This is a genomic window from Providencia sp. (genome assembly GCF_003533305.1).
Taxonomy (GTDB): domain Bacteria; phylum Pseudomonadota; class Gammaproteobacteria; order Enterobacterales; family Enterobacteriaceae; genus Providencia.
The window spans coordinates 162,008-185,026 of sequence record NZ_DOEH01000015.1; the positions used below are offsets into that span (position 1 = coordinate 162,008).

20 protein-coding genes are annotated in these 23,019 nt (G+C 38.1%); 9 read left to right on the forward strand and 11 right to left on the reverse strand.

Going from position 1 to position 23,019, the window contains the following annotated elements:
- Window positions 1-294: 294 nt before the first annotated feature.
- The 3 genes from DD649_RS08155 (at window position 295) to DD649_RS08165 (ending at window position 3,095) form a co-directional block, all read left to right on the forward strand.
- Window positions 295-819, forward strand: a complete 525-nt coding sequence (locus DD649_RS08155) for a hypothetical protein (protein ID WP_294105769.1) — start codon at window positions 295-297, stop codon at window positions 817-819.
- Between the two features lie 211 nt (window positions 820-1,030).
- The gene (locus tag DD649_RS08160; RefSeq protein WP_294105770.1) at window positions 1,031-2,014 is read left to right on the forward strand and encodes a hypothetical protein; all 984 of its coding nucleotides are present in this window, start codon (window positions 1,031-1,033) and stop codon (window positions 2,012-2,014) included.
- Between the two features lie 163 nt (window positions 2,015-2,177).
- Window positions 2,178-3,095, forward strand: a complete 918-nt coding sequence (locus tag DD649_RS08165; RefSeq protein ID WP_294105772.1) for a hypothetical protein — start codon at window positions 2,178-2,180, stop codon at window positions 3,093-3,095.
- Window positions 3,096-3,180: 85 nt separating this feature from the next.
- Here the strand turns inward: DD649_RS08165 and DD649_RS08170 are convergent, their stop codons facing one another.
- The 7 genes from DD649_RS08170 to purM form a co-directional block, all read right to left on the reverse strand.
- Window positions 3,181-4,536: an MFS transporter gene (locus DD649_RS08170; RefSeq protein ID WP_294105774.1), complete on the reverse strand. Its 1,356-nt coding sequence runs from the start codon at window positions 4,534-4,536 to the stop codon at window positions 3,181-3,183.
- 586 nt (window positions 4,537-5,122) lie between these two features.
- On the reverse strand, window positions 5,123-6,583 hold the full coding sequence (gene mgtE, locus DD649_RS08175; protein ID WP_294105776.1) for a magnesium transporter: 1,461 nt from the start codon (window positions 6,581-6,583) through the stop codon (window positions 5,123-5,125).
- Window positions 6,584-6,771: 188 nt separating this feature from the next.
- Window positions 6,772-8,301, reverse strand: coding sequence for an exopolyphosphatase (gene ppx, locus DD649_RS08180; protein WP_294105779.1), 1,530 nt, complete (start codon window positions 8,299-8,301; stop codon window positions 6,772-6,774).
- Between the two features lie 4 nt (window positions 8,302-8,305).
- The gene (gene ppk1 / locus DD649_RS08185; protein WP_336429903.1) at window positions 8,306-10,375 is read right to left on the reverse strand and encodes a polyphosphate kinase 1; all 2,070 of its coding nucleotides are present in this window, start codon (window positions 10,373-10,375) and stop codon (window positions 8,306-8,308) included.
- An 86-nt stretch (window positions 10,376-10,461) separates the two neighbouring features.
- Window positions 10,462-11,049 (reverse strand): spermidine N1-acetyltransferase, encoded by a 588-nt coding sequence (speG, locus tag DD649_RS08190; RefSeq protein ID WP_294105785.1) that lies wholly within the window; start codon window positions 11,047-11,049, stop codon window positions 10,462-10,464.
- Between the two features lie 287 nt (window positions 11,050-11,336).
- On the reverse strand, window positions 11,337-11,975 hold the full coding sequence (gene purN / locus DD649_RS08195) for a phosphoribosylglycinamide formyltransferase (protein WP_336429906.1): 639 nt from the start codon (window positions 11,973-11,975) through the stop codon (window positions 11,337-11,339).
- Window positions 11,975-13,015, reverse strand: coding sequence for a phosphoribosylformylglycinamidine cyclo-ligase (gene purM, locus DD649_RS08200; RefSeq protein ID WP_294105790.1), 1,041 nt, complete (start codon window positions 13,013-13,015; stop codon window positions 11,975-11,977). The genes purN and purM overlap by 1 nt, the downstream gene beginning before the upstream one ends.
- Before the next feature lie 350 nt (window positions 13,016-13,365).
- On the opposite strand from purM, the gene upp reads away from it, so the two are divergent.
- The 3 genes from upp to hda all read left to right on the forward strand — a co-directional run bounded on the left by upp (window position 13,366) and on the right by hda (window position 16,220).
- Entirely contained in the window at window positions 13,366-13,992 is a 627-nt protein-coding gene (upp, locus tag DD649_RS08205) for a uracil phosphoribosyltransferase (protein WP_294105799.1), read from the forward strand.
- A 91-nt stretch (window positions 13,993-14,083) separates the two neighbouring features.
- Complete coding sequence (gene uraA / locus DD649_RS08210; protein ID WP_294105802.1) at window positions 14,084-15,379, forward strand: uracil permease; 1,296 nt, start codon at window positions 14,084-14,086, stop codon at window positions 15,377-15,379.
- A 133-nt stretch (window positions 15,380-15,512) separates the two neighbouring features.
- Window positions 15,513-16,220: a DnaA inactivator Hda gene (gene hda / locus DD649_RS08215; RefSeq protein ID WP_294105805.1), complete on the forward strand. Its 708-nt coding sequence runs from the start codon at window positions 15,513-15,515 to the stop codon at window positions 16,218-16,220.
- 53 nt (window positions 16,221-16,273) lie between these two features.
- Here hda and arsC read toward each other — a convergent pair whose 3' ends face one another.
- Together arsC and DD649_RS08225 are read right to left on the reverse strand one after the other, a co-directional pair.
- Complete coding sequence (gene arsC, locus DD649_RS08220; RefSeq protein WP_294105808.1) at window positions 16,274-16,630, reverse strand: arsenate reductase (glutaredoxin); 357 nt, start codon at window positions 16,628-16,630, stop codon at window positions 16,274-16,276.
- A 12-nt stretch (window positions 16,631-16,642) separates the two neighbouring features.
- Window positions 16,643-18,106 carry a M48 family metallopeptidase gene (locus DD649_RS08225; RefSeq protein ID WP_294105811.1) on the reverse strand — a complete coding sequence of 488 codons (1,464 nt, stop codon included), beginning with the start codon at window positions 18,104-18,106 and terminating at the stop codon, window positions 16,643-16,645.
- 153 nt (window positions 18,107-18,259) lie between these two features.
- On the opposite strand from DD649_RS08225, the gene DD649_RS08230 reads away from it, so the two are divergent.
- The gene (locus tag DD649_RS08230; RefSeq protein ID WP_294105815.1) at window positions 18,260-19,345 is read left to right on the forward strand and encodes an AI-2E family transporter; all 1,086 of its coding nucleotides are present in this window, start codon (window positions 18,260-18,262) and stop codon (window positions 19,343-19,345) included.
- 178 nt (window positions 19,346-19,523) lie between these two features.
- On the opposite strand, the gene bcp is transcribed toward DD649_RS08230, so the two are convergent.
- Window positions 19,524-19,994 carry a thioredoxin-dependent thiol peroxidase gene (gene bcp / locus DD649_RS08235; RefSeq protein WP_294105817.1) on the reverse strand — a complete coding sequence of 157 codons (471 nt, stop codon included), beginning with the start codon at window positions 19,992-19,994 and terminating at the stop codon, window positions 19,524-19,526.
- A gap of 14 nt (window positions 19,995-20,008) precedes the next feature.
- Window positions 20,009-20,566, reverse strand: a complete 558-nt coding sequence (locus tag DD649_RS08240; RefSeq protein WP_294105818.1) for a glycine cleavage system transcriptional repressor — start codon at window positions 20,564-20,566, stop codon at window positions 20,009-20,011.
- Window positions 20,567-20,871: 305 nt separating this feature from the next.
- Between DD649_RS08240 and dapA the strand changes: the two genes are divergently transcribed.
- The gene (gene dapA, locus DD649_RS08245; protein ID WP_294105820.1) at window positions 20,872-21,774 is read left to right on the forward strand and encodes a 4-hydroxy-tetrahydrodipicolinate synthase; all 903 of its coding nucleotides are present in this window, start codon (window positions 20,872-20,874) and stop codon (window positions 21,772-21,774) included.
- Window positions 21,775-21,790: 16 nt separating this feature from the next.
- Entirely contained in the window at window positions 21,791-22,843 is a 1,053-nt protein-coding gene (bamC, locus tag DD649_RS08250) for an outer membrane protein assembly factor BamC (RefSeq protein WP_294105822.1), read from the forward strand.
- Window positions 22,844-23,019 lie beyond the last annotated feature (176 nt).

A 23,019-nucleotide genomic window follows, 5' to 3' on the forward strand; every position in this document is an offset into this window, starting at 1 on the left:
AAAGAAAAATGGAGGAAATATGAATTAGTGTCAATTTATATATACATAATTGTTTGGTTAGCACTTTGTAAGTGAAGAAAACTAGTTTAGGAATATCTCCAAATCAAAGCGTGAACATTTTATTTGTTTAAATTCAATCGGTTATCATTATCTTGATTGGGCTAAAATATAATTCACAATGAATTATATAAATTAAAAATTAGTTTATTGAATATGAGAATTATATTGTTTAAATGCTCGTTACAGAAAGGCCACACAATATTTTTTTAAACTAACTTTAAAAGGATTTAATTAATGGATATTCTTGATATTACAACTTTATTGAGTCTCGGTCGTGAAGTTGTTGCCCATAAAGCTACTGACCATGGAGTTAATATTTACGAAGAAAAGGGCACGGATAAAGTAGTGATTGAAGTACCAATTGAAATAATGACTGAAGTAGCGGTTGAATTAGTGACTGAATTGGCAACTGAATCAGAGACTGAAGCACCAATTAAAGTAATGACTGAAGTACCAATTAAAGTAATGACTGAAGTAGCGGTTGAATTAGTGACTGAATTGGCAACTGAATTAGTGACTGAAGTGCCAATTGAAGTAATGACTGAATCGGCAACTGAAGTAGTGGCTGCTTGTGGTGTAGATTCACATAAGAAAATTGAAACATTAGTGTCTTCATTTAGTGGTCTCAATCAAGCGCAAATCGAAATGTTAGTGTCTTCATCCAATAGTATCAACCAAGTAGAAACAGTTTCCATGGACTTTGAAAAAGCAGTCAGCTATGCCGAATCATTTATTGAATGCCCACTAGCTGTATTTTAATTCTCAGTAACCTATTATTTGCAGCCTTAATGTAATCATTAAGGCTGCAGAATATCAGTCTACTTCCCTTGAATTGAGATACATCGATTTAAAGTCCTTTAATTGTTAACATCTTAATTTGATAGGGAAAATAATAAATATCATTAAATGAAAAATTTCTAATGGTTAATTATTAAAAATTAACAAAAAAACTAAAAATGAGGCTTAAAGTATGAAGCATGGTAATGAAGTGAAAATCAATTATGTTATTAATTTAAAAATTGAAGCCCTAAGGTTTCAAAGAGATTCAAATAAAAATTATAATAAAATGGAAAAACATTTAAAAAATCAATGGAAATATATTAAGAAATATGAAAAAGGCGTAAAGAAAAATCAGCAATTGAATGATGCTGAAAGTCTTGTTGAATATAGTAAAAATATAGCCATTATCAGCCAAATGGAGAATATCTATTATTCTTATGAATATGATTATAAAAAACAAAAGGCAGAAATAGAAAATTATATCTCTAGCATAAATAGCACTAATTTTTTTGATACACGAATAGAGCAATTAAAATTAAGCTCAGAGCCTAGAGCTTTAACTGTGGATGATGATGTTAGTAAATATATTGAAATGCCTAAAATGACAAAGAAGAAAGAAGAATTAATGAATAAAATATCGGATAGTTGTCATCATTTTAATGCTAAATATAATGAGATTACTTCTTGGCTTGTTAATTTAGATAATGCCGTGCAAAATTTTTATATAGATGACTACAATCAAAATCTACAGGTTGATTATAAAATTGAAAGGGGTATTCTTTCTAATGAAAAAGAAAAAATATCTAAAGAACTGATTGAGTTAAAAGCTAAAGTTAGCAATAAAGATTCAGAAAATATAGCTTATTATAATCGTATTATTAAACGTAAAGAAAGAAAAATTGAAGCTATAGAAAGTGAATTAGAGGTTATCCGAATCGTACGTATGGAGTATGAATCAATTGATTTAGAAAAAGAAATGGGGGAGCCTAATGTTACTCAAGAAAAGGTGGAGAGTAAAGAAGAGTTTATTTCTGATGTTGATTCACAAAAGCAAATCGGGATATTAGAGTCTTTTGTCTGTAGTTTCAATTCAATAGAAAAAAGTTGCATAGATTCTAAAACAACAACTGTTAATTATTTCAATTTTATTGAAATGGCAATGCCGGTATTTTAATTTCCAATAATCTATTATCTGCACCTTAATTTAATGATTAAGGTATGAAATAGTCTGACTACATCCTTTTAATCAAAGTATATCGATTTAGAGTCTTTAATTACTAATATTTAATTTGATAAGGGAGAGGGGAGTGTAATGAAAATAAAAAGGAGTTCCGTTTATGGACTTTTTGAAAAGTGATAGTGAAGAAAATAATATAAATAAATTAACCAACATAGAAATCAAGTTATCTGATCTTGAAGATAAAATCAAACAAACAAAAAGTAGGATTGAAAAATATAAGGAAATTTTTGAAGTTAAAATAAATGTAATGAAAGAACAGATTGAAAAATATAAAGATGAAATAATATATAATGAGCTCTGCAAGGCTATTAGTAATATTGAAAATAATTTCACTAAAAATACCGAGAGATTGCACTTTACCTTTTTGCATGTGGACAATTTTATTCGGCGTACGAGAAGTCGATTTCATTGTAAGACTGATAGAGATCAAGCATTAAAGGAAGTGAGTTTTGATTTTAATAATAACGAATATATCAAAGATTATATGGAAGTATCTATTGGTAACTATCATTTTAAAAAAAAATTGCCAGAAGAATTAAGCGGGAATGTTAATAAAATAGCAAATATGAATGCCAGTTTGAAATCAAATTTACATCAAATGATAAAAAAAATAAGACAAATAGAAAAAGAGTACCTCAAAATTGAAGCAGGTAAACCCTATAAAGGACCTAGTTATAGTAATCAATACATAGAACTAAGTAATGATATTAATTTTTTATCACGGGTAATTAAAACAGAAACTGATCCAGAGAAACTGGACTCACTTAAAGCGGAGAAAGCAAGCTATGAACAACAACGAATCAAAATAAAAAATAGTTTAGATAATGCTAAGTCAAAAAAAATATTTGCTAGGGATCATCGAGAACAATCCTTTGTCAATGATAAAATAATCTATGCTGAAATGCTAAGTTCGTTAATAAATAGCATTGATGAAAGTGAAATGTTAACTCCTAATAATAAAAAAATATTACCTGAATATTTAAATAATACGCCTTTGATTTTTGATTTTAGTTAATGTCTTAAAATTCATGAAAAAAGGAATAAAAAAAGCAGGAAAAATGTATTTCCCTGCTTTTTGCACGACTAAAACGTATGGTTAACTAATGTGTGGTGCTGGTATTTAACACCTTGGCACCGTCATCAATTTTAGAACTGTTGGCTGTCCACCCTTTCCAAGAAAGAGGTACATAAGCAACAGCCACTGCTAACAATGATACGCCTGCGACATAATAAGCGGGTGCCATATGGGATTGTTGTAACCAAGCACCTGTCAAAATTGGGGTCAATCCACCGAAAATCGCATAAGCCACATTATAAGCAAATGATAATCCAGAATAACGAATCTCAGGTGGGAACGCACGAGTACTGATAATCGGCGTCGTTGCAATAGCCCCCACAAAGAATCCCATTAAGGCATAGTTAAAAATCAAAGTATTGGCTGCGATATCTGTAGATAAAGACGAGTAAAAATAAATTGCTGTTACTGCAAGGCCGCCCCAAGAAAAAGTCATTGATGCGCGAGTACCCGCTTTATCACCTAGCCATCCCCAGAAAATACAGCCTAAAGTTAGCGTTAAGGTGGCAGCGCAGTTTGCCTGCAGCGCAATATTACGGTCAATATTATAGATGCCCTTTAACACCACATCAGGGGTCATTAAAATTGTAACAACGATCGCGGTTGATAATGACCACGTTAATGCTGCGGTTATCATACAAGCTTGTTTATGAGAGCGAATGACTGTTTTTACAGGTAACTCTTGAGATAAGGCTTTTTTTGCGGCTAGCTCTTTGAATATCGGTGTTTCTTGTAAGAAACGGCGCAAATAAACAGAGATAAAACCAAAAATACCACCAAGAATGAAAGGAATACGCCAAGCAAACTCATGAACTTCCTGTGAAGTATAAGAACGTTCAATAATAATTGCGACAATAGAGCCCAGCAAAATACCACCGGTAATGCCCGAGGTTAATGTGCCAACGCCTAAACCATAACGTTGTTTAGGGGTATGTTCTGCAATAAAGACCCAAGCGCCTGGCATTTCACCACCAATTGCTGCGCCTTGCATAATACGCATTAATAATAATAGTAAAGGTGCAGCTGCACCAATCGTGGCATAAGTTGGTAAAAAGCCGATAACAAAGGTCGGAAATGCCATTAAGAAAATACTTAATGTGAACATTTTTTTACGGCCAATTTTATCGCCAAAGTGGGCCATAATAATACCGCCAAGAGGACGGGCAAGGTAACCCGCAGCAAACAAACCTAGCGTCGCCATTAGTGCAAGAAATTCATTGTCTCCTGGGAAAAATAGTTGAGAAATGATTTTTGCGTAAAAGACGAAAATAACAAAATCATAAAATTCTAGGGTTCCGCCTAATGAGGATAAGCCTAATGTTTTATAATCTTCTTTACCCAAGGGTCTTGCCGAGGGCTGGCCGGTTGTTTGCGATGACATAATACTATCCTTCTAAAATACCCAAAAATATTGATGGGAAATGACAAGCTATTTTTGCTTTGAATAAATATATTAGTGATTAATTAATATTAGTTGTGTGCAGATAAGCGGTATAAAACGTTGGATGGATGAACCTAGTTAATACTGTGTATCTTTTGCATACCCTCATTTATAGCAGAAAGTTTCATATTCTGTAAACCTCGACTGTTAAAACAAGCATAACATTCTTATTAGTTGATTTTTTATGGTTTAAGCATTCAATGTGAGGATAAATAACATTATATGATGTTAATAATAACAATTTGGCAGACGATCGTATATTGGCGTTGGTAATTTAAGGCTATAATTTATAGAAAATAAATGAATTGTTACTCTTTTTATTTAAATAATAAGGGGAGAAACCTATTTCATGACATTAATTACAACTAATAGTAGTAGCGAATAAATCTATTTGAATAAATAGAATAAGTTTAAATGACCTGTTTATTGCTGTCTGGCTAGTTTGATTAAGTAGTATGAAAATATAAACTGGGGGATTGTAAAAAAAACATGCCCAGAAGGAAGCTGAGCATGTTTGAATAAAGCGCTAAACCAAGAAGAGGGTGGCAAGACCAAGGAAAATAAAGAAACCACCGGTATCAGTGATAGCCGTGATCATCACACTTGAACCAATCGCGGGATCTCTACCGATCTTGAGCATAAGGAATGGCACTAATACACCCATAATGGCGGCCATCAGTAAGTTCAGTATCATCGCGAGCGTCATGACGGCACCCATCGCGAGGTCGCCATAGAGAAGGTAGGTGACAACACCCATAATTCCTCCCCAAACGACACCGTTAATCATGGCGACACCAAGCTCTCTAACTAAAAGGAATGAGAAGCTATTATTTCGGATCTGGTGTAGGGCAATTGCGCGGACAATCATCGTAATGGTTTGGTTACCGGTATTACCCCCGATCCCAGCGACTATCGGCATGAGTGTCGCTAAGGCCACTAGCTGAGAGATAGTATCTTCAAATACACCGATAACACGAGAGGCGACAAATGCAGTACAAAGGTTAATTGCAAGCCATGCCCAACGTGTTTTAACAGCTTGTCCTACAGGTGCAAAGACGTCCTCTTCGGCGCTTAATCCACCCATACGACGAATACTATTGTCATTTTCTTCGTTTAAGTTATCAACGATGTCTTCAACAGTCAGTCGTCCCATCAACAGACCATTACTGTCAACCACCGCGGCAGAAATCAAGTCATACCGTTCGAACGCACTTGCCGCATCTTCCCCTTTTTCATCGGGTAAGAAGGTGACCGTATCGGTTTTCATCACATCCGCGACAATTTTTTCAGGGGATTGGATCAGTATTGTGGTAAGTGGAAGCTCCCCTTGAATGTAATTATTGTTGTCGACAACAAAAATTTTATCTGTGGCTTCAGGAATTTTTCCGCGTTGACGCAAATAGCGTTGCACTGTTTTTAAGGTGACATTAGGACGCACGGTAACGAATTCAAAATCCATCATCTGGCCGACACTGTCTTTTGCATATTGCAAAACTTCACGTATACGGCTGCGTAAACTTGGGTCTAAATAGGTGAGCAGCCTACGCATGGTATCGCGAGGTAAATGTTCGGCAATATAGGCTTGCTCATCAACATGTAAATTGGCGACGGCCCGTAGAAGTTCTCTATCGGACATATCTTTAATCAAGCTGTCCCAAACGGCAACAGAAGCTTCAACTAACACTTCACCACGGTCGTTATTATCGACAAGACGCCATAAAGCAAGACGCTCATCGTAAGGCAGCATTTCTAAAATATCTGCAATATCGGCGGTGTGGAGGTCAAGTAGCAACTCTTTTACAGTATTGACTTTTTCACTAAATGCTTTGTCATCACTATCGACATGTTGATCTTTTTCAACAAGGCGATGAACGAATTCTTCGTCATCCAAAAATATCGTTAGGATCTGCTGGCGGATATGCGCCAGTTTTTGTGAGTGCGGATTTACTGTTGATACCGCATCGTTAGAAAAAGCATGTTGTGACATTTTAATCCTTAAAACAATAAGAGCGCTAAGGGCGCTTCTAAACTAATCCGTCTGCTAATTGACGAAATATCTTACTACCATTGTCACCGATCCCGGCAAAATATCAAATATATGAGTAATAAGGTAGTCAATTTTATATTTATAAGTCAAATAGCTAAGTTTAAATCACTACAAATGATAGATTGAAGTTACTCATATTCTGGGCTGATGGTTAATTGCCAACCTGGCACATCTTCCCAATAAGCACTTTCTTTCTCAAGGTCGAGTAGCATAAGTGCATTTCGCGTTAAATATTCAGCAGGTAAAAATAGGTTCCAATGATCATCATCGGTTTCTATTCTTAGCGATGATGGGGTCGTTGTCGATTGGCGCTGGTTATTTAACAGTATCGATAGCCGCAAAATTTGAATTAACGGCATAAACTGTTTTCGTTTATAAAGGTTAAACTTCGGAATATCATCATATTTAATCACTCGGCGATGATTACGAACCAGTGTCGCTAACAGTAATTGCTGTTCTTGATTAAATCCGGGTAAATTAGTGTTCTGGAGAATATAAGCGGAATGTCGATGCATACCACTGTGATTAATACTCAAACCTACTTCATGCAGCATGACTGCCCAAATAAGTATTGATTCAAGTTGTGGATTTAACTGTTTGGGATTTTGCTTACCCCATTGATAATAAAGTTCTTCCATCGTTTTGAGAACTCGCTTGGCTTGTTCTCTATCAATATTATAGTGCTCCGCTAGGCTTAGTGCAGTGCGTTGGCGGATATCTTGATGGCGAAAACGACCTTCCATTTCATAGAGAACACCCTCACGTAAGGCACCGTCAGAAAGGCGTAATTCTTTAACATTAAGTGAATCAAAGACAGCAATTAAAATCGCTAATCCGGGGACAAAAACATGTTTGCGTTCATTAGAAAGACCGGGAATATTTACCGCAGAGAATGACTTATACTTCAAGGCCATTTGTTTTATTTTTTCAAGTCGTTCGCGGGTGATAATACCGTCTTTTTCTTCCATTTCGAGCAACACTGCGTGTACCGCTTTGATGGTACCTGAAGCGCCCATCGCGACATCCCAGCTTTGTTTTTTAAATAAGATAGCGGCATTTTCAAGTTTCAAACAGGCTGCAAGGTAGGCTCGATTAAAATTTTCAGACGAAATGGTTTCATTAGGAAAATAATTGCGGGCAAAACTGACGCATCCCATCCGGCGGCTTTCAATTAACAGAGGCTCGAATTTTTCTCCAATGACAAGCTCAGTCGAGCCACCACCAATATCGATAACCAGTTTACGGCCTTTTTCCGGTTGAGTATGCTCAACACCCATGAAAATCAATCGCGCTTCTTCTTGTCCTGAAATGATTTCAATGGGATAGGGCATTATGCCTTTAGCGCGCTGCAAAAAATCTTTTACATTCGTTGCCACACGTAATGAATGGGTACCTACGATACAAACGTTTTCAGGTGAAAAACCTTGTAAGCGCTCAGCGAATAGCGCTAAACAAGCTAGCCCTCTTTCCATTGCTTCTTCGCTAAGTTCATTGGTATCACTGAGCCCGTCAGCAAGATGCACTCGTTTTTTTAAGCGAGTAAGCACTTGTAATGCACCATTAACGATACGTGCAATCACCATGTGAAAACTATTAGAACCTAGGTCAATAGCCGCAATTTCTTGTGGTCTAGTCGTGGATGTATTGGTTATTGGCATAGTATCAAGCTCTTGTATCAGGCGTTTCGTGTGATTTTAAATAGTCATAAACCGCAAGTTGGGAACGAATTTTACGTTTATTACCGCGGGGAACATAATGATTACTTAAATCTTTGTCAACATAACGCGCTTTTACAGTATCGTTAAATTGTAACTCAAGAATATCTAAAACTAATTGTTTAAGACGTGGGTCTAGCAGGCGAACAGCGACCTCAATACGATAGTCTATATTACGAGTCATCCAATCTGCTGACGAAATAAAGACCTGTTCATCACCGGCGTTTGAAAAGACGTAAACGCGGTCATGTTCAAGAAATCTATCGACAATACTGGTTACTTGAATGTTTTCACTGTAACCCGCCTGACCAGTAACTAAAGAACACATACCGCGTACTAATAAGCGGATTTTGACACCTGCATTTGATGCATCATAAAGTTTATCGGTTAATTCTTTATCAACAAGGTTATTGATTTTTAATGTAATACCACTAGGTAATCCGGCGAGAGCATTACTAATTTCTTGATCAATGAGTTCATTTAATTTAGTGCGGGTATTTTGTGGTGATACCATTAAATTATCGAATGAAACAGGGCGGTATGGATTTTCAATAAAGCTAAAGACTCGGCGAACTTCATTGGTGATTTGTTCATTCGCAGTAAGTAATGAATAGTCAGTATAGAGACGCGCGGTTTTCTCGTTAAAATTACCGGTTCCAATATGTGCATAGCGGATAATTTCGCCATTTTCCATCCGCGAAATAATAAACAATTTAGCGTGGATTTTAAGGCCTGGCGCAGAAAAAATAACGTGTACGCCTGCTTCAGTTAATCTTTTGGCCCAATGGATGTTGGCGGCTTCATCAAAGCGCGCTTGTAGCTCAACCACCACTGTGACTTTTTTGCCATTGTGCGCGGCATGGATAACGGAATCAATAATCCGAGAATCTTTAGCGACACGATAAATATTGATTTTTATCGAGAGCACATTGGGGTCAAAAGACGCTTGCCTCAGTAATTCTAAGGTATGTTCAAATGTGTAATAAGGGTAATAGAGCAGCACATCTCGTTCACGGATGGCATCAAATCCATTGCGAAAATTATCGAACCAACGATGGCGAAGTCTCGGCAATGGTTTATTTAATAAGTTTTTATTACCTTCATTTGGGAAGTTAATGAAATCTTTAAAGTTATGGTAACGTCCACCCGCAATAACAGAGTCATCATTAGATAACCCCAATTTTTGTCGTAGAAGAACCACCATTTCATCAGGCATATCTCGCTGATAAACAAAACGCACAGGTTCCGCGGTAAGGCGCTGTTTCAGGGTCGATGACATGATTTCAAGTAGGCTGGATTCCATTTCTGTCGCAATATCATATTCTGCATCGCGTGTCATTTTCATGGAATAAGCATTTAACTTATCGTAGTCAAAGAAGCCTTTAAAAATTTCATCAAGGGTATATCGCAAGATATTATCAATTAATACCATAGACTTTCGACGCTTAGGCATTTCGGGAGGCAAATTAACAAAACGCGGCACTTTATCTGATGGTATTTCTAATAACGCATACTGAATATCACTACCGTTAATAATTTCAACGGCAAGGTAGGTGTAGTCATCTTTTAGAAACTCGACTAAATCCGTATCCCGATTAATTAAAATCGGGGTAATGTGTTGACGTAAGTTTTGTCTGAAATATTGACGTACCCAAATTTGTTGGCGTGGGGATATTTGTCTTTCGTTAATTAAGAATATTTGGTTGCGAGCCATTTCAAGCAGTAAATCATTATACAAAACGTCAAACTCTTGTTCTTGTTTGGCGACTTTAGATTGGATGCGTTTAAGTAAATGACGAGAGCCACTGGCTGAGCCACGTTCTTCATTAATTAAAATCCGACGCTTCACATCGGCAAAACGGACTTTATAAAATTCATCTAAATTATTGGAATAAATGCCCAAAAAACGCATTCGCTCAATGAGAGGGTTACGCTTATCAGCGGCTTCTTGTAAAACGCGTTCGTTAAAAGCCAGCCAGCTTAACTCTTTTTCATGATAGAGACGTTCTTGGGACATTATTGCTCCGTAATACTCTAAGCGTTAATACTTATATGCCGTTGATATTAGATATCAATGTATAAATATGAATAATTTAGCTTTGATTAAACGCGCTGCTTAATGGCTGCATTTTTACTGACAACACTTTCAGGATTATCAGACTGTTGTTTCATTGCAAAATATTGGTGTTGAAAAACACACATACGAATTGCTGTATGATAGCGACCATTAACAAAAAACTCGTCAATTAATTCGCCTTCAGTATGAAAGCCTAGTTTATTATAAATATGAATAGCTTTTATATTTTCTTTATCGACGATGAGATAAAGCTTATATAAATTAAGAACAGAGAAAGCATAGTCCATCGCAAGTTTGGCTGCACGCGTTGCATAGCCTTTCCCTTGATAATGTGGAGCAATGATTATCTGAAATTCAGAGCGTCGGTGAATGTAATCGATTTCAACGAGTTCGACTAAGCCGACTTTTTCACTATCATTTTCAATGATAAAACGACGTTCGGATTGGTCATGAATATGTTTGTCGTAAAGATCGCTAAGTTCGACAAAAGCCTCATAAGGCTCTTCAAACCAGTAACGCATCACGCTGGCATTATTGTCAATTTGATGAATAAATGCTAAATCTTCACGTTCAAGTGGGCGCAACCTAAACGGATGAGCTTGCCCGGTAGTCATATAACACCTCTAATTATTTTTGGTATATGTTTATATATCGATTTTGCCGTTTTGGTAAAAACAGAAATAAACACACTGAATTAACTTCTAAGAACCATGATAAGGATACCATTTATTTGTAATAAAATAATGACTCAACGCAGAGAGTTTTTTTTCATGGCGAAGATTTATCCAGTTTAGGTGGGAAAATATTGAATAAGGTTAGAATAAAGAGAAAAAGGGCAGAAATTATTTTCGGCCCTTGATTTGATTAGCCTAGCGATTTAGCGGGTGTCGCTTAATAAAGGTCACTCGACAGCGGCACCTTGTGCAGGAAGTGGATTGCCATCTAACACCGCTTTGCCATCAATCATTGTTAATCGGTCATTCACAAACCATTGCACTACCATCGGGTAAATGTGGTGTTCTTTGGTTTTGATCCGCTCAATGACACCATTTTCAGTATCGTCTGTAAAAAGTGGGATTTTTGCTTGCAAAATGACAGGACCGCCATCAAGTTCTTCGGTGACAAAATGCACAGAAGTACCGTGTTCTTTATCGCCATTTTCAAGGGCTTTTCGGTGAGTATGCAACCCCGGATATTTAGGGAGCAAAGACGGGTGTATGTTGAGCATTTTACCCGAGAAATTTTTAACAAAATTCGATGATAAAATTCGCATAAAACCAGCAAGCACCACTAAGTCAGGTTGATATTGCGCTATTGTTTCCAGTAAAGCAGCATCGTATTCATCGCGGCTAAGATAGTTTTTAGCATTCAGACAAAGGGCGGGAATACCCGCCTCTTGTGCTCGAATAATACCGTATGCATCGCTTTGGTTGCTCACTACTGCAACAATATCAGCATTGATGGTGCCGTTATGGCAACCATCAATTAATGACTGCAAATTACTGCCACTACCGGAAATGAGGACAACAATTTTTTTCATTAGCGGATCACTACTTGCTCTTCACCTTCAGGTAATTGGCCGATGGTGCCAATCTGCCATGCTTTTTCACCTAATGCGGTGAGTAATGTTAACGCAGAGGCAACTTCGGTTTGAGGCAGAGCAATAATGATACCGACACCACAGTTAAACGTGCGATACATTTCATGTGTTGTAACTGCACCTGCTTGTTGTAACCAACTAAATACGCTCGGCCACTGCCAGCTATCGCCATCAATAATAGCTTGAGTATTATCAGGTAAAACGCGTGGAATATTTTCCCAAAAACCGCCACCTGTAATATGTGCGATAGCGTGAATATTATTTTTAGAAATCAGCTCAAGGACATTTTTCACATAAATGCGAGTTGGCATTAATAAATGATCAGCGAGTGATTTGCCCTCTAACTGAGTATTTTCTGGGTTAGTTTTGCTGACTTCTAAAATTTTGCGTACGAGAGAATAGCCATTTGAATGAGGACCACTTGATCCTAAAGCGATTAATGCATCACCCGCACTGACTTTAGTGCCATCAATAATTTCTGAGCGCTCAACGACACCAACACAGAAACCAGCAACGTCATAATCTTCACCATGATACATACCTGGCATTTCGGCAGTTTCACCACCCACTAAGGCACAACCTGATTGTTTACAGCCTTCAGCGATACCTGTGATGACGCTTGCCGCTGTATCGACGTCTAATTTGCCTGTTGCGTAGTAGTCGAGGAAGAATAGGGGCTCAGCACCTTGTACAATTAAATCGTTAACGCACATAGCGACAAGGTCAATACCAATCGAATCGTGACGCTTTAAATCCATCGCAAGACGTAATTTGGTGCCAACGCCATCTGTACCTGAAACCAAAACTGGTTCACGGTACTTCTGTGGCAGGGAACATAATGCACCAAAGCCTCCGAGTCCTCCCATGACTTCTGGGCGGCGAGTTTCTTTTACTACACCTTTAATGCGTTCAACCAATGCGTTACCTGCATCAATATCGACACCGGCATCTTTATAGCTGAGAGAGGTTTTATCAGTCACTACGGCCCCCAAGGCAATTGCATATTTAGAAAAATAAACTATCTTGATAGATATTCTAGCAGGCAACGCAAACGTTTGCGATAGCTTTGTTAATGAAAAATTATGGCAAAGACTCTTCAAGTTACCATGGTGTTAGCTACACTTAGTGTTCATCCTTATAATATCGCTTAGAGATAAGCATATAAACTAGCTAATTAACTATTTGAATTAGCAGATATATTTAAAAAAACAAAATCTAACTGATTAAATCTTGACCTAAGTCAAGCGGAATCTAGTGGCATCTACCGAAAAAAGAGGTATAATCCGGCGATTTTTTTGTCCGCCAGTGTCTAAAACAGTAGGAGAAACCCATGAAGATCGTTGAGGTAAAACACCCTCTCGTTAAACATAAACTCGGCCTGATGCGAGCTCATGATATAAGTACTAAGCGTTTTCGTGAACTGGCCTCAGAGGTTGGTAGCCTACTCACTTATGAAGCAACCGCTGACCTAGAAACTGAAAAAGTAACAATAGATGGTTGGTGCGGTCCTGTAGAAGTTGAACAAATCAAAGGTAAGAAAATAACGGTAGTCCCAATTCTTCGTGCAGGTATCGGCATGATGAATGGTGTTCTAGATAGTATTCCAAGTGCACGTATCAGTGTGGTGGGTGTTTATCGTGATGAAGAAACACTAAAACCTGTCCCTTATTTCCAAAAATTAGCTTCAAATATTGATGAGCGTATGGCGCTAGTCGTTGACCCGATGTTAGCGACCGGTGGCTCTATGATTGCAACAATTGATTTGTTGAAAAAATCAGGCTGTCATGCAATTAAAATTTTGGTTCTTGTTGCTGCGCCGGAAGGTATTAAAGCACTTGAAGCCGCTCACCCAGATGTTGAATTGTATACTGCTTCTATTGATGAATATTTAAATGAAGAAGGGTATATCGTTCCGGGTCTCGGAGATGCGGGCGATAAGATATTTGGTACTAAATAATAATGAGCCGACTTAATGAGTCGGCTTTTTTTTGTTTGTTTAATTATTATTTTCTTAATTATAAAATCCATTATTAAAAGGATAAAACGAAATGACACGTCGTACGATCGGTGTTGAAGAAAGACCCCCTCTACTACAAACTATTCCACTGAGTTTACAACACCTGTTTGCTATGTTTGGGGCGACGGTTATCGTACCTATTTTGTTTGGTGTTAATCCTGCAACCATACTGTTATTTAATGGTATTGGCACATTGTTATATTTATTTATCTGTAAAGGACAAATTCCAGCTTATTTGGGTTCGAGTTTTGCTTTTATTTCACCAGTATTAATTTTGCTACCGTTAGGATATGAGCTTGCACTTGGTGGGTTTATCATCTGTGGTGTGCTGTTTTGCCTTGTTGCTTTAATTGTAAAAATTGCGGGTCGTGGTTGGATTAACGTCATGTTTCCACCTGCGGCAATGGGTGCAATTGTTGCAGTTATCGGTTTAGAGCTGGCGCAAACAGCGGCAGGAATGGCGGGTTTACTGCCAAAAGAAGGCGTGCCTGTTGAATCCTCCACGCTAATTATTTCAATTGTCACTTTATCGGTCACTATTTTGTGTGCAGTGGTTTTCCGCGGCTTTCTGGCGATTATTCCAATTTTAATCGGCGTGTTGAGCGGATATGCGTTGTCCTATTTCATGGGTATTGTTGATTTTACACCAGTTATTGAAGCGCCATGGTTTGCTTTACCGACTTTTTATACACCACGTTTTGAATGGTTTGCGATATTAACTATCTTACCTGCGGCGCTGGTTGTTATTGCGGAGCACGTGGGTCACTTAGTCGTCACCGCGAATATCATTGAACGCGATTTAATGAAAAGCCCAGGCCTGCATCGCTCAATGTTTGCTAATGGACTTTCGACAGTAATTTCAGGCTTCTTTGGATCGACACCTAATACCACTTATGGTGAAAATATCGGTGTAATGGCCATAACGAAAGTGTATAGCACATGGGTTATTGGTGGTGCTGCTGTGATTGCCATACTACTTTCTTGTGTCGGAAAATTAGCAGCGGCGATCCAGTTAGTGCCAGTTCCAGTCATGGGCGGTGTTTCTTTATTACTTTATGGTGTGATTGGTGCTTCCGGTATTCGCGTTTTAATTGACTCAAAAGTAGATTATAACAAACCACAAAATCTAATTTTAACGTCAGTTATCTTAATTATTGGGGTTAGCGGCGCTGTTATTCATATTGGGCAAGCAGAACTTAAGGGAATGGCATTGGCAACAGTAGTGGGTATAGGAATGGCGTTACTGTTCCGTTTTATCACTTTTGTACGTCCTGAAAAGCAATTTGTCACTGCGGAACTTGAAGAAGTCGATACGAAGAAAAAATAAACTTTTTCTATATGAAAAGATAAAACTAATTGCCGGTGTGACGAAATACGCCGGCAATTGAAATTCTTACTGTTCATCTATCCTTGAAATTTATGGTAAACTTGTCCGCGTTAATTGATTTGCACAGTCAGAGGTGCTTCTGAACACACCATCACAGCTTTCACTGCCACTTTATCTACCCGATGATGAAACTTTCGCCAGCTTTTATGCAGGGGAAAATGATGCCTTATTATCTGCAATTAAATCAGCGATTACGCAATCTCATGGGAGCTATATTTATTATTGGTCTCGTGAAGGCGGGGGAAAGAGTCATCTGCTTCATGCAGCTTGTGCTCAATTGTCGGAGCAAGGTGTGGCTGTAGGCTATGTGCCATTAGATAAACGAGCTTATTTTGTACCTGAAGTTTTAGAGGGTATGGAACATTTATCACTGGTATGTCTTGATAACATTCAATGCATTGCTGGAGATGAAGAGTGGGAAATGGCCATTTTTAATTTCTACAATCGAATATTAGAAATCGGGCGTACTTGTCTTTTGATTACGGGTGATAGGCCGCCAAGACAAATTGATTTGGTTCTTCCTGATTTAGCGTCAAGGCTAGACTGGGGACAAATTTATAAGCTACATCCACTAAGTGATGAAGATAAAATTTGTGCGCTCCAATTACGAGCTCGGATAAGAGGGTTTGAACTACCTGAAGATGTGTGTCGTTTTGTTTTAAAGCGCCTTGACCGAAAAATGGGTACTTTATTCGATATTCTCAATAAGTTAGATCACGCATCTATCGTTGCACAACGTAAACTGACCATCCCTTTTGTAAAAGAAACTCTCAAATTATAGCATTCTCCGACTAGGGAAATGATTGGCAGCCAAATGACTGCCAATAATAGTCGCTATAAAATATCGAATACCTGCTCAGGTGGGCGACCTAATTTAGCTTTATCACCATGGACCACAATGGGGCGTTCAATCAACTTAGGATTATCGTGCATCGCTTTGATGAGCTGCTCTTGACTCAATGAATCATCGCTAAGTTTTAATTCTTTATATAAATCTTCTTTAGTACGCATTAATTGGCGCGCATCGTTAAAATTAAGCATTGTTAGCAATTTTTTAATTTCAGTAATGCTAGGCGGTGTTTTTAAATATTCAATTACCGTTGGCGTAATGCCTCTTTCTTCTAAAAGATTGAGTGTTTCTCGACTTTTAGAGCAGCGAGGATTATGGTAAATCTTAATATTATCCGTCATGACGATTATTCCTTACGGTTTGGCATTACTGTCGCGTAATTGTAATTTTTTCAATTCATCAATACGTGCATCGTAGCGTTGTTGTTCATAACTGCCGAGCTTGCTTTTTCTGCTAGCATCACTGAGATAATTGATTGCATTATCATAGTTGCCTCTAAGCGCCATTCCCTCAGCGTAAGCCGCGAGTTCTTCGTTTCGATTACCTTGTTTTGCCGATGCTTCTGCTAATAAATCCCAACCGATAGGGTCATTAGGGTAATCAAACGTATATTTATTTAACAGTTTACTGGCTTCTTTATATTGATGGCCATTAACTAATGCGTTGGCAAGGTTAACGATTAGAACAGTGTTGTTGGGTGATTTTTTTAACGCATTTTGCAGGCGAGTAATGGCTTTACCTACTTGTTTTTGTTCAATATCAATATCCGTCATGCTATCGATAAACCACGGATTGTCTGGTTGTTTTGCTAATAATTGGCTGACTATTTTTTCTGCTTCTGCATACTTTTTATTTTGAGATAGTTGTAAGGCTTGGCCGTATTTTGCGGCGAGCTGTTCTTGTTCAGAACCTTTACTATAGTTATCAATTATTTGGTCTAAAGCGATCTTTTGATCTTCACTATACATCGACAAGATACGTACACGGGCTAACATAAAATCCAGTGATGATGGCGTGCTCACTTTCGGATATTGATTTGAGCGGTTACGTGCATCGGCTAAACGACTATCTGGTAATGGGTGAGTCAGTAATATTTCAGGTGGCTTAGACATATAGCGGGTTTGGTCTGACATTGTTTGCATAAAATCAGACATTGCATGAGGATCAAACCCAGCACGTCTTAACGTTTGTAAACCAATGCGGTCAGCTTCTTGTTCGTTGGCTTGGGTAAAGCTAATCATACCTTGCTGTACACCCGCCATAGTACCTGTTAGCGCTGCAAATCCTGCTTGTGGATTAGCCATAATGAGCAGTAATGAACCAATGGTTCCTGCAATGGCTAGCGGCGTGGTGCTTTTTTGGTCTTCCATCATTCGTGCAAGATGGCGCTGAGTAACGTGAGATATTTCGTGAGCCATAACTGAGGCTAACTGGCTTTCATTTTGGCTATAACGAAAGAGCGCGGAATGCAGGACGACATTACCACCGAAATAGGCGTAAGCGTTAATATTTGGGTTATTTACAAGATAAAACGTGAAGGGTGTTTTAACTGAATCGGCATTTTTAACTAAACGCATACCCAATTTGTTAATGTATTGAGTAAGTAATGGGTCATAAATTAATGGTGTACTGGCGCGAATTTGGCGCGTAATTGCATCACCCATGATAATTTCTTGGTTAATACTTAGTGTAGCTCCTGCGGTTGTACCAATATCGGGTAACGTATCTTCAATAGCGCCATACGCAGGGAGTACTGTACTATTCATTAGTGCAGTGATTAATAAAGCCAGTAGTGGATATTTAAATTTTTTAGTCATTTGGTCATGGTATCCCATACAGCACGAATTATTTAGGGGATATGATAGCAAAAGCTATCGTAAAATCAGTTATTCGGTATAATTTTCGATAATTTAAGAACTGTCCTTTATTTTAAGCGCATTTTTTTGCATTAATATCCCAGGAGCCAATGAATGTTGGAATTGTTTTTACAGTGGTATCGCCGACGTTTCGCTGACCCACAAGCTGTTGCACTTTTTACTCTGCTCGTTATCGGCTTTCTTATTATTTTTTTCTTTAGCAGTATATTGGCTCCGTTATTGGTGGCAATTGCATTAGCGTATTTGTTGGAATGGCCGACACATTTACTTGAACGTATTGGTTTATCTCGGGTTCTCGCTGTTAGCATTATTTTGACCTTATTTGCAGGAATTAGTGCCATGGTCATTTTAATAATTGCACCTACAGCATGGCAACAGGGAATTAATTTAGTTGCTGATTTACCGAGTATGGTCACGCGTTTCAATGAATTTGCTCAAAAATTACCTGAACAATATCCTGCTTTAGTTGATGTTGGCATTATCGACATGATGGCAGATAACTTGCGTAGTCGTTTATCCGGTGTGGCAGACTCGGTAGTAAAAGCATCAGTTGCGTCTTTGATTGGTATTTTTTCCCTCGCTATCTATCTAGTGCTTGTTCCGTTAATGATGTTTTTCTTACTTAAAGATAAAGACAGAATAGGGAAAAGTTTTGTTAAATTGCTACCGAAAAATCGCGTGTTAGTTAGCAAAGTTTGGTTGGAAATGAACCAACAAATTGCGAATTATTTACGCGGTAAAATCACTGAAATGGTGATTGTTGGTGTTTGTACTTATTTATGTTTTGCTTATTTTGACTTGCGTTATGCGGTGTTACTTTCTGTATTAGTCGGAATATCGGTATTGATCCCATATATTGGGGCGGTAGCCGCGACAATTCCGGTTGTGCTGGTGGCACTATTTCAATGGGGAATTGGTAGTGACTTTTGGTCCTTGATTATTGTTTATCTTGTCATTCAAGGGCTTGATAGCAATATTGTTGTTCCACTTCTGTTTTCAGAAGCGGTAAATTTACATCCATTAGTTATTATTTTATCTGTGGTTATTTTTGGTGGATTATGGGGATTTTGGGGGGTGTTTTTTGCTATTCCTCTCGCCACTTTGATTAAAGCCGTGATCCACGCATGGCCAGAAGATACCAGTGATAGTGAAAAGCTAGAGAGTAAGGACAGTAAATAGTTATTGCGCTAATAAGAGCCTCGTCCTTTAGGGGACGGGGGGAATGACAAGATTTTATGCTTAATTTAACGATGAGCAATTGATGATAAATGCTTATTTATCAGTTGGATAATGAGTGACATATTACAGGTTTTGAAAAAGAGGGTTGAATACAACATAACAACCCTATTCAATTAGATTAGTTGTGAGTGTTTATGTAGTTAAGTACAATCTCATGGTGATTACTGGTTTTAAAGTCGTCAAATACGTGTTCAACGTTACCTGCAGCATCAATAAGAAAGCTAATACGATGAATTCCATCATACGTTTTCCCCATGAATTGTTTTTCGCCCCATACACCAAATTGTTCACAGACTTGGTGGTCTTCATCGGATAATAAAGTGAAGTTCAATAGTTCTTTTTCAGCGAAACGCGCCAATTTTTCAGGTTTATCGGTGCTGATCCCTAAAACTTCGACACCTTTAGCTTTCAGTGTGTCCATTTCATCGCGTAGACCACAAGCCTGCACAGTACAACCCGGCGTCATTGCTTTTGGGTAAAAGTAAACTAATACACGCTGACCTTCGTAATCAGACAGACTGATAACCTCACCATCTTGGTCAGGAAGGCTAAATTGTGGCGCCTTATCACCGGCTTTCAATGGGTTCATTGCTTATATCTCCATTAACTCTGCATGTTGGGGTTGTTAACAATGCTGATATTGCCTTTAGCTTTAAGCATTGTACATAGTTGTTGAAATTTATTTTTTATTATTATGCCATTATCATCTAATGGGTCATGTGCCGTAATTTGAATTTCTAGTTGGGCTGGTACATTATTATGGGCAGGTTGAGTTTTAGAAACAAGTTCTGCAATATTACATTGTTGGGTTGTGAATAAATTTGTGAATTGCTCGACAATTCGAGGCGCATCATCGACCACAATATTGACAGTCACTGTCGATGGATAGTAAGTGGTTTGAACGCTTTTAGTTCTTTTCATAACAATGAGAAGCTCTAACTCGGCTCCTTTGGGCGGTAGTGTTGATTCTAAGAGGGCGATAGAGTTCCAGCTACCCGACAGCATCATGATAAAAGTAAACTCTTTGCCAAACATCGCTAGGCGACTATCTTCAATATTACAATCACATTCGCTAACAAGGCGAGTTATTGTATTCACAATGCCTGGACGATCTGTTCCCAGCGCGGTAATAACGAGAAATTGCTGTTCAGTCTGAGGCAAAGTCTATTCCTTATTTTTGTATTATGTCAGTTTTCATTCGACCGACAATATTGCCATAAAAAATATTGCCATAAAAAGTATCGTCATAAAAAAACTAACTTTAGATAATGATAAGGAAACCATAAAAATATGAATCTGCCAAGAGGAGTGACTCACTCTTGCGAGAAATATCAGTGAATTATTACTTCTATTTAAGTTTATGCTGCTGGCATTAACAAAATTCATTAAAATCTTGCGTTTGGGTGGTTTTCTTCTTCGATATGAAAAAGTAACATGGGGGTTCAACTATTTTAGAGGTTATCGCCATGGCTAACGGAAACTACAAAGATTTTTTAACGGGAAGTATTGTTGCAGTTATTACACCGATGGATTCAGCTGGGCGTTTAGATAAACAAAGCCTAAAAAGATTGGTTGATTATCATGTTGAAAGCGGTACATCTGCTATTGTATCGGTTGGTACTACTGGTGAATCTGCTACGCTAAATCACAAAGAGCACGTTGAAGTGGTGAAAGCTACGTTAGAATTAGCCGATGGACGTATCCCTATTATTGCTGGTGCAGGCGCCAATGCGACAGCAGAAGCTATTTCATTAACGAAAGATTTCGAAAACAGCGGTGTAGTTGCTTGCTTGACGGTAACACCTTATTATAATAAACCGTCTCAAGAAGGGCTTTATCAACATTTTAAAGCAATATCAGAAAACACGAGCTTGCCTCAAATTCTCTATAATGTACCATCACGTACTGGTTGTGATTTATTACCAGAAACCGTGGGGCGTTTAGCTAAATTAGCAAATATTGTTGCAATTAAAGAAGCAACAGGGAACTTAGCAAGGGTTCACCAAATCAAAGAACTTGTTGATGATAATTTTGTATTGCTCACAGGTGATGATGCAACTGCACTTGATTTTATGCAACTCGGGGGCCAAGGTGTAATTTCAGTAACTTCAAACGTTGCAGCTGCACAGATGGTAAAAATGTGTGACTTAGCGCTTGCAGGCAAATATACTGAGGCTCGTGAATTAAATAAACGACTGATGGGACTGCATCATCAGTTATTTGTTGAACCAAATCCAATTCCAGCGAAATGGGGCTGTCACCGTCTTGGCCTGATCTCCGATGATACTTTACGGTTACCAATGACACCGTTAACCGCATCAGGTCAGCAGAAGGTAGAGGAAGCTCTGAAGCTCGCTGGGTTACTGTAAAATTTAGGGAATTTTAATGGCAACATTATTGCAAAAATCGAAGGTTATGAAGGTTGCTGGCCTGTCACTTGTTGTGTTACTGGCAGCCTGCTCCAGCGATCAGCGCTATAAACGTCAGGTCAGTGGTGATGAAGAATATCTCAATGCTGCGCCATTGAAAATGTTGAATGCGCCTCAAGGAATTACATTACCAGAACAAAATGGTGAGTTTGATATTCCTAAGGCAACATCAACAGGAGCGATAGGGAAAGCACTTGATATTCGCCCACCAGTACTGACTATTTCGCAATTGTCCGGTTCGCGTACAGAAGATAGCGCTAATGCGAGTCGTTTGTTGCTAGAAAATACCCCTGAAAATAGTGCTCTATGGTCACAAGTGACATTGATCCTAGAACAGCGCGGTATTCCTGTATCTTCAAAAGATGATGGTTCACATTCAATTGAAACCAATTGGGTTAAATGGGATCGCGCAGATGAAGATGTGGCAATCGAAAGCCGCCATAAAATTACAGTGCAACCAGAAAATAACATGATAGCGCTGACCGTGACTAATTTAGGAATGCAGCAGGGTACCGAATCGATTACCGATGCCGCTGAAATGCAACGTTATAATAAATTGCTGTTAAATGAATTAACCGATAATTTATTTGCATTGCGCGATACATCTAATAAAAATAGCATTCAGAATGCTTATGGTATTATTGATGTTCAAACCGGTAGTGACACCACAGGTCTACCATTGGTCATTGTTCGTGCGCCGTTTGATGCTGTGTGGGAGCGTTTGCCTCATACACTGGAAAATGTCGGTATGAAAGTCGGCGATCGTAGCCGTTCGACAGGTTCTGTTATGGTGACATATAAAGGACTAAGCAGCTCTGAATGGCAAGCACTTGGTGTTGATGACCCATCAGTACCAGAAGCCGACTATAAAATTCAGGTTGGTGATTTGAATAACCGTAGTAGCCTACAGTTTATCAATACTAAAGGTGTGCCATTAACTCAAAAACAAAATGATGAAATGGTTGCTGCATTGAAAGCCGCATTTAGTAAAGTTGCACCTAAAAAATAATTATTAATTATTTGATTTGAATATAAACCGTAACGCATTTATTGGGTTACGGTTTTTTTCGTTTTATTACGACTAAACATAAATTAAGCACAATGATATTTAATCAGTAATATAAAAAAATAAGCATATTTGGTGGATTTATAAGCAATTTGTTTTCAGATATACTCTACTTATAG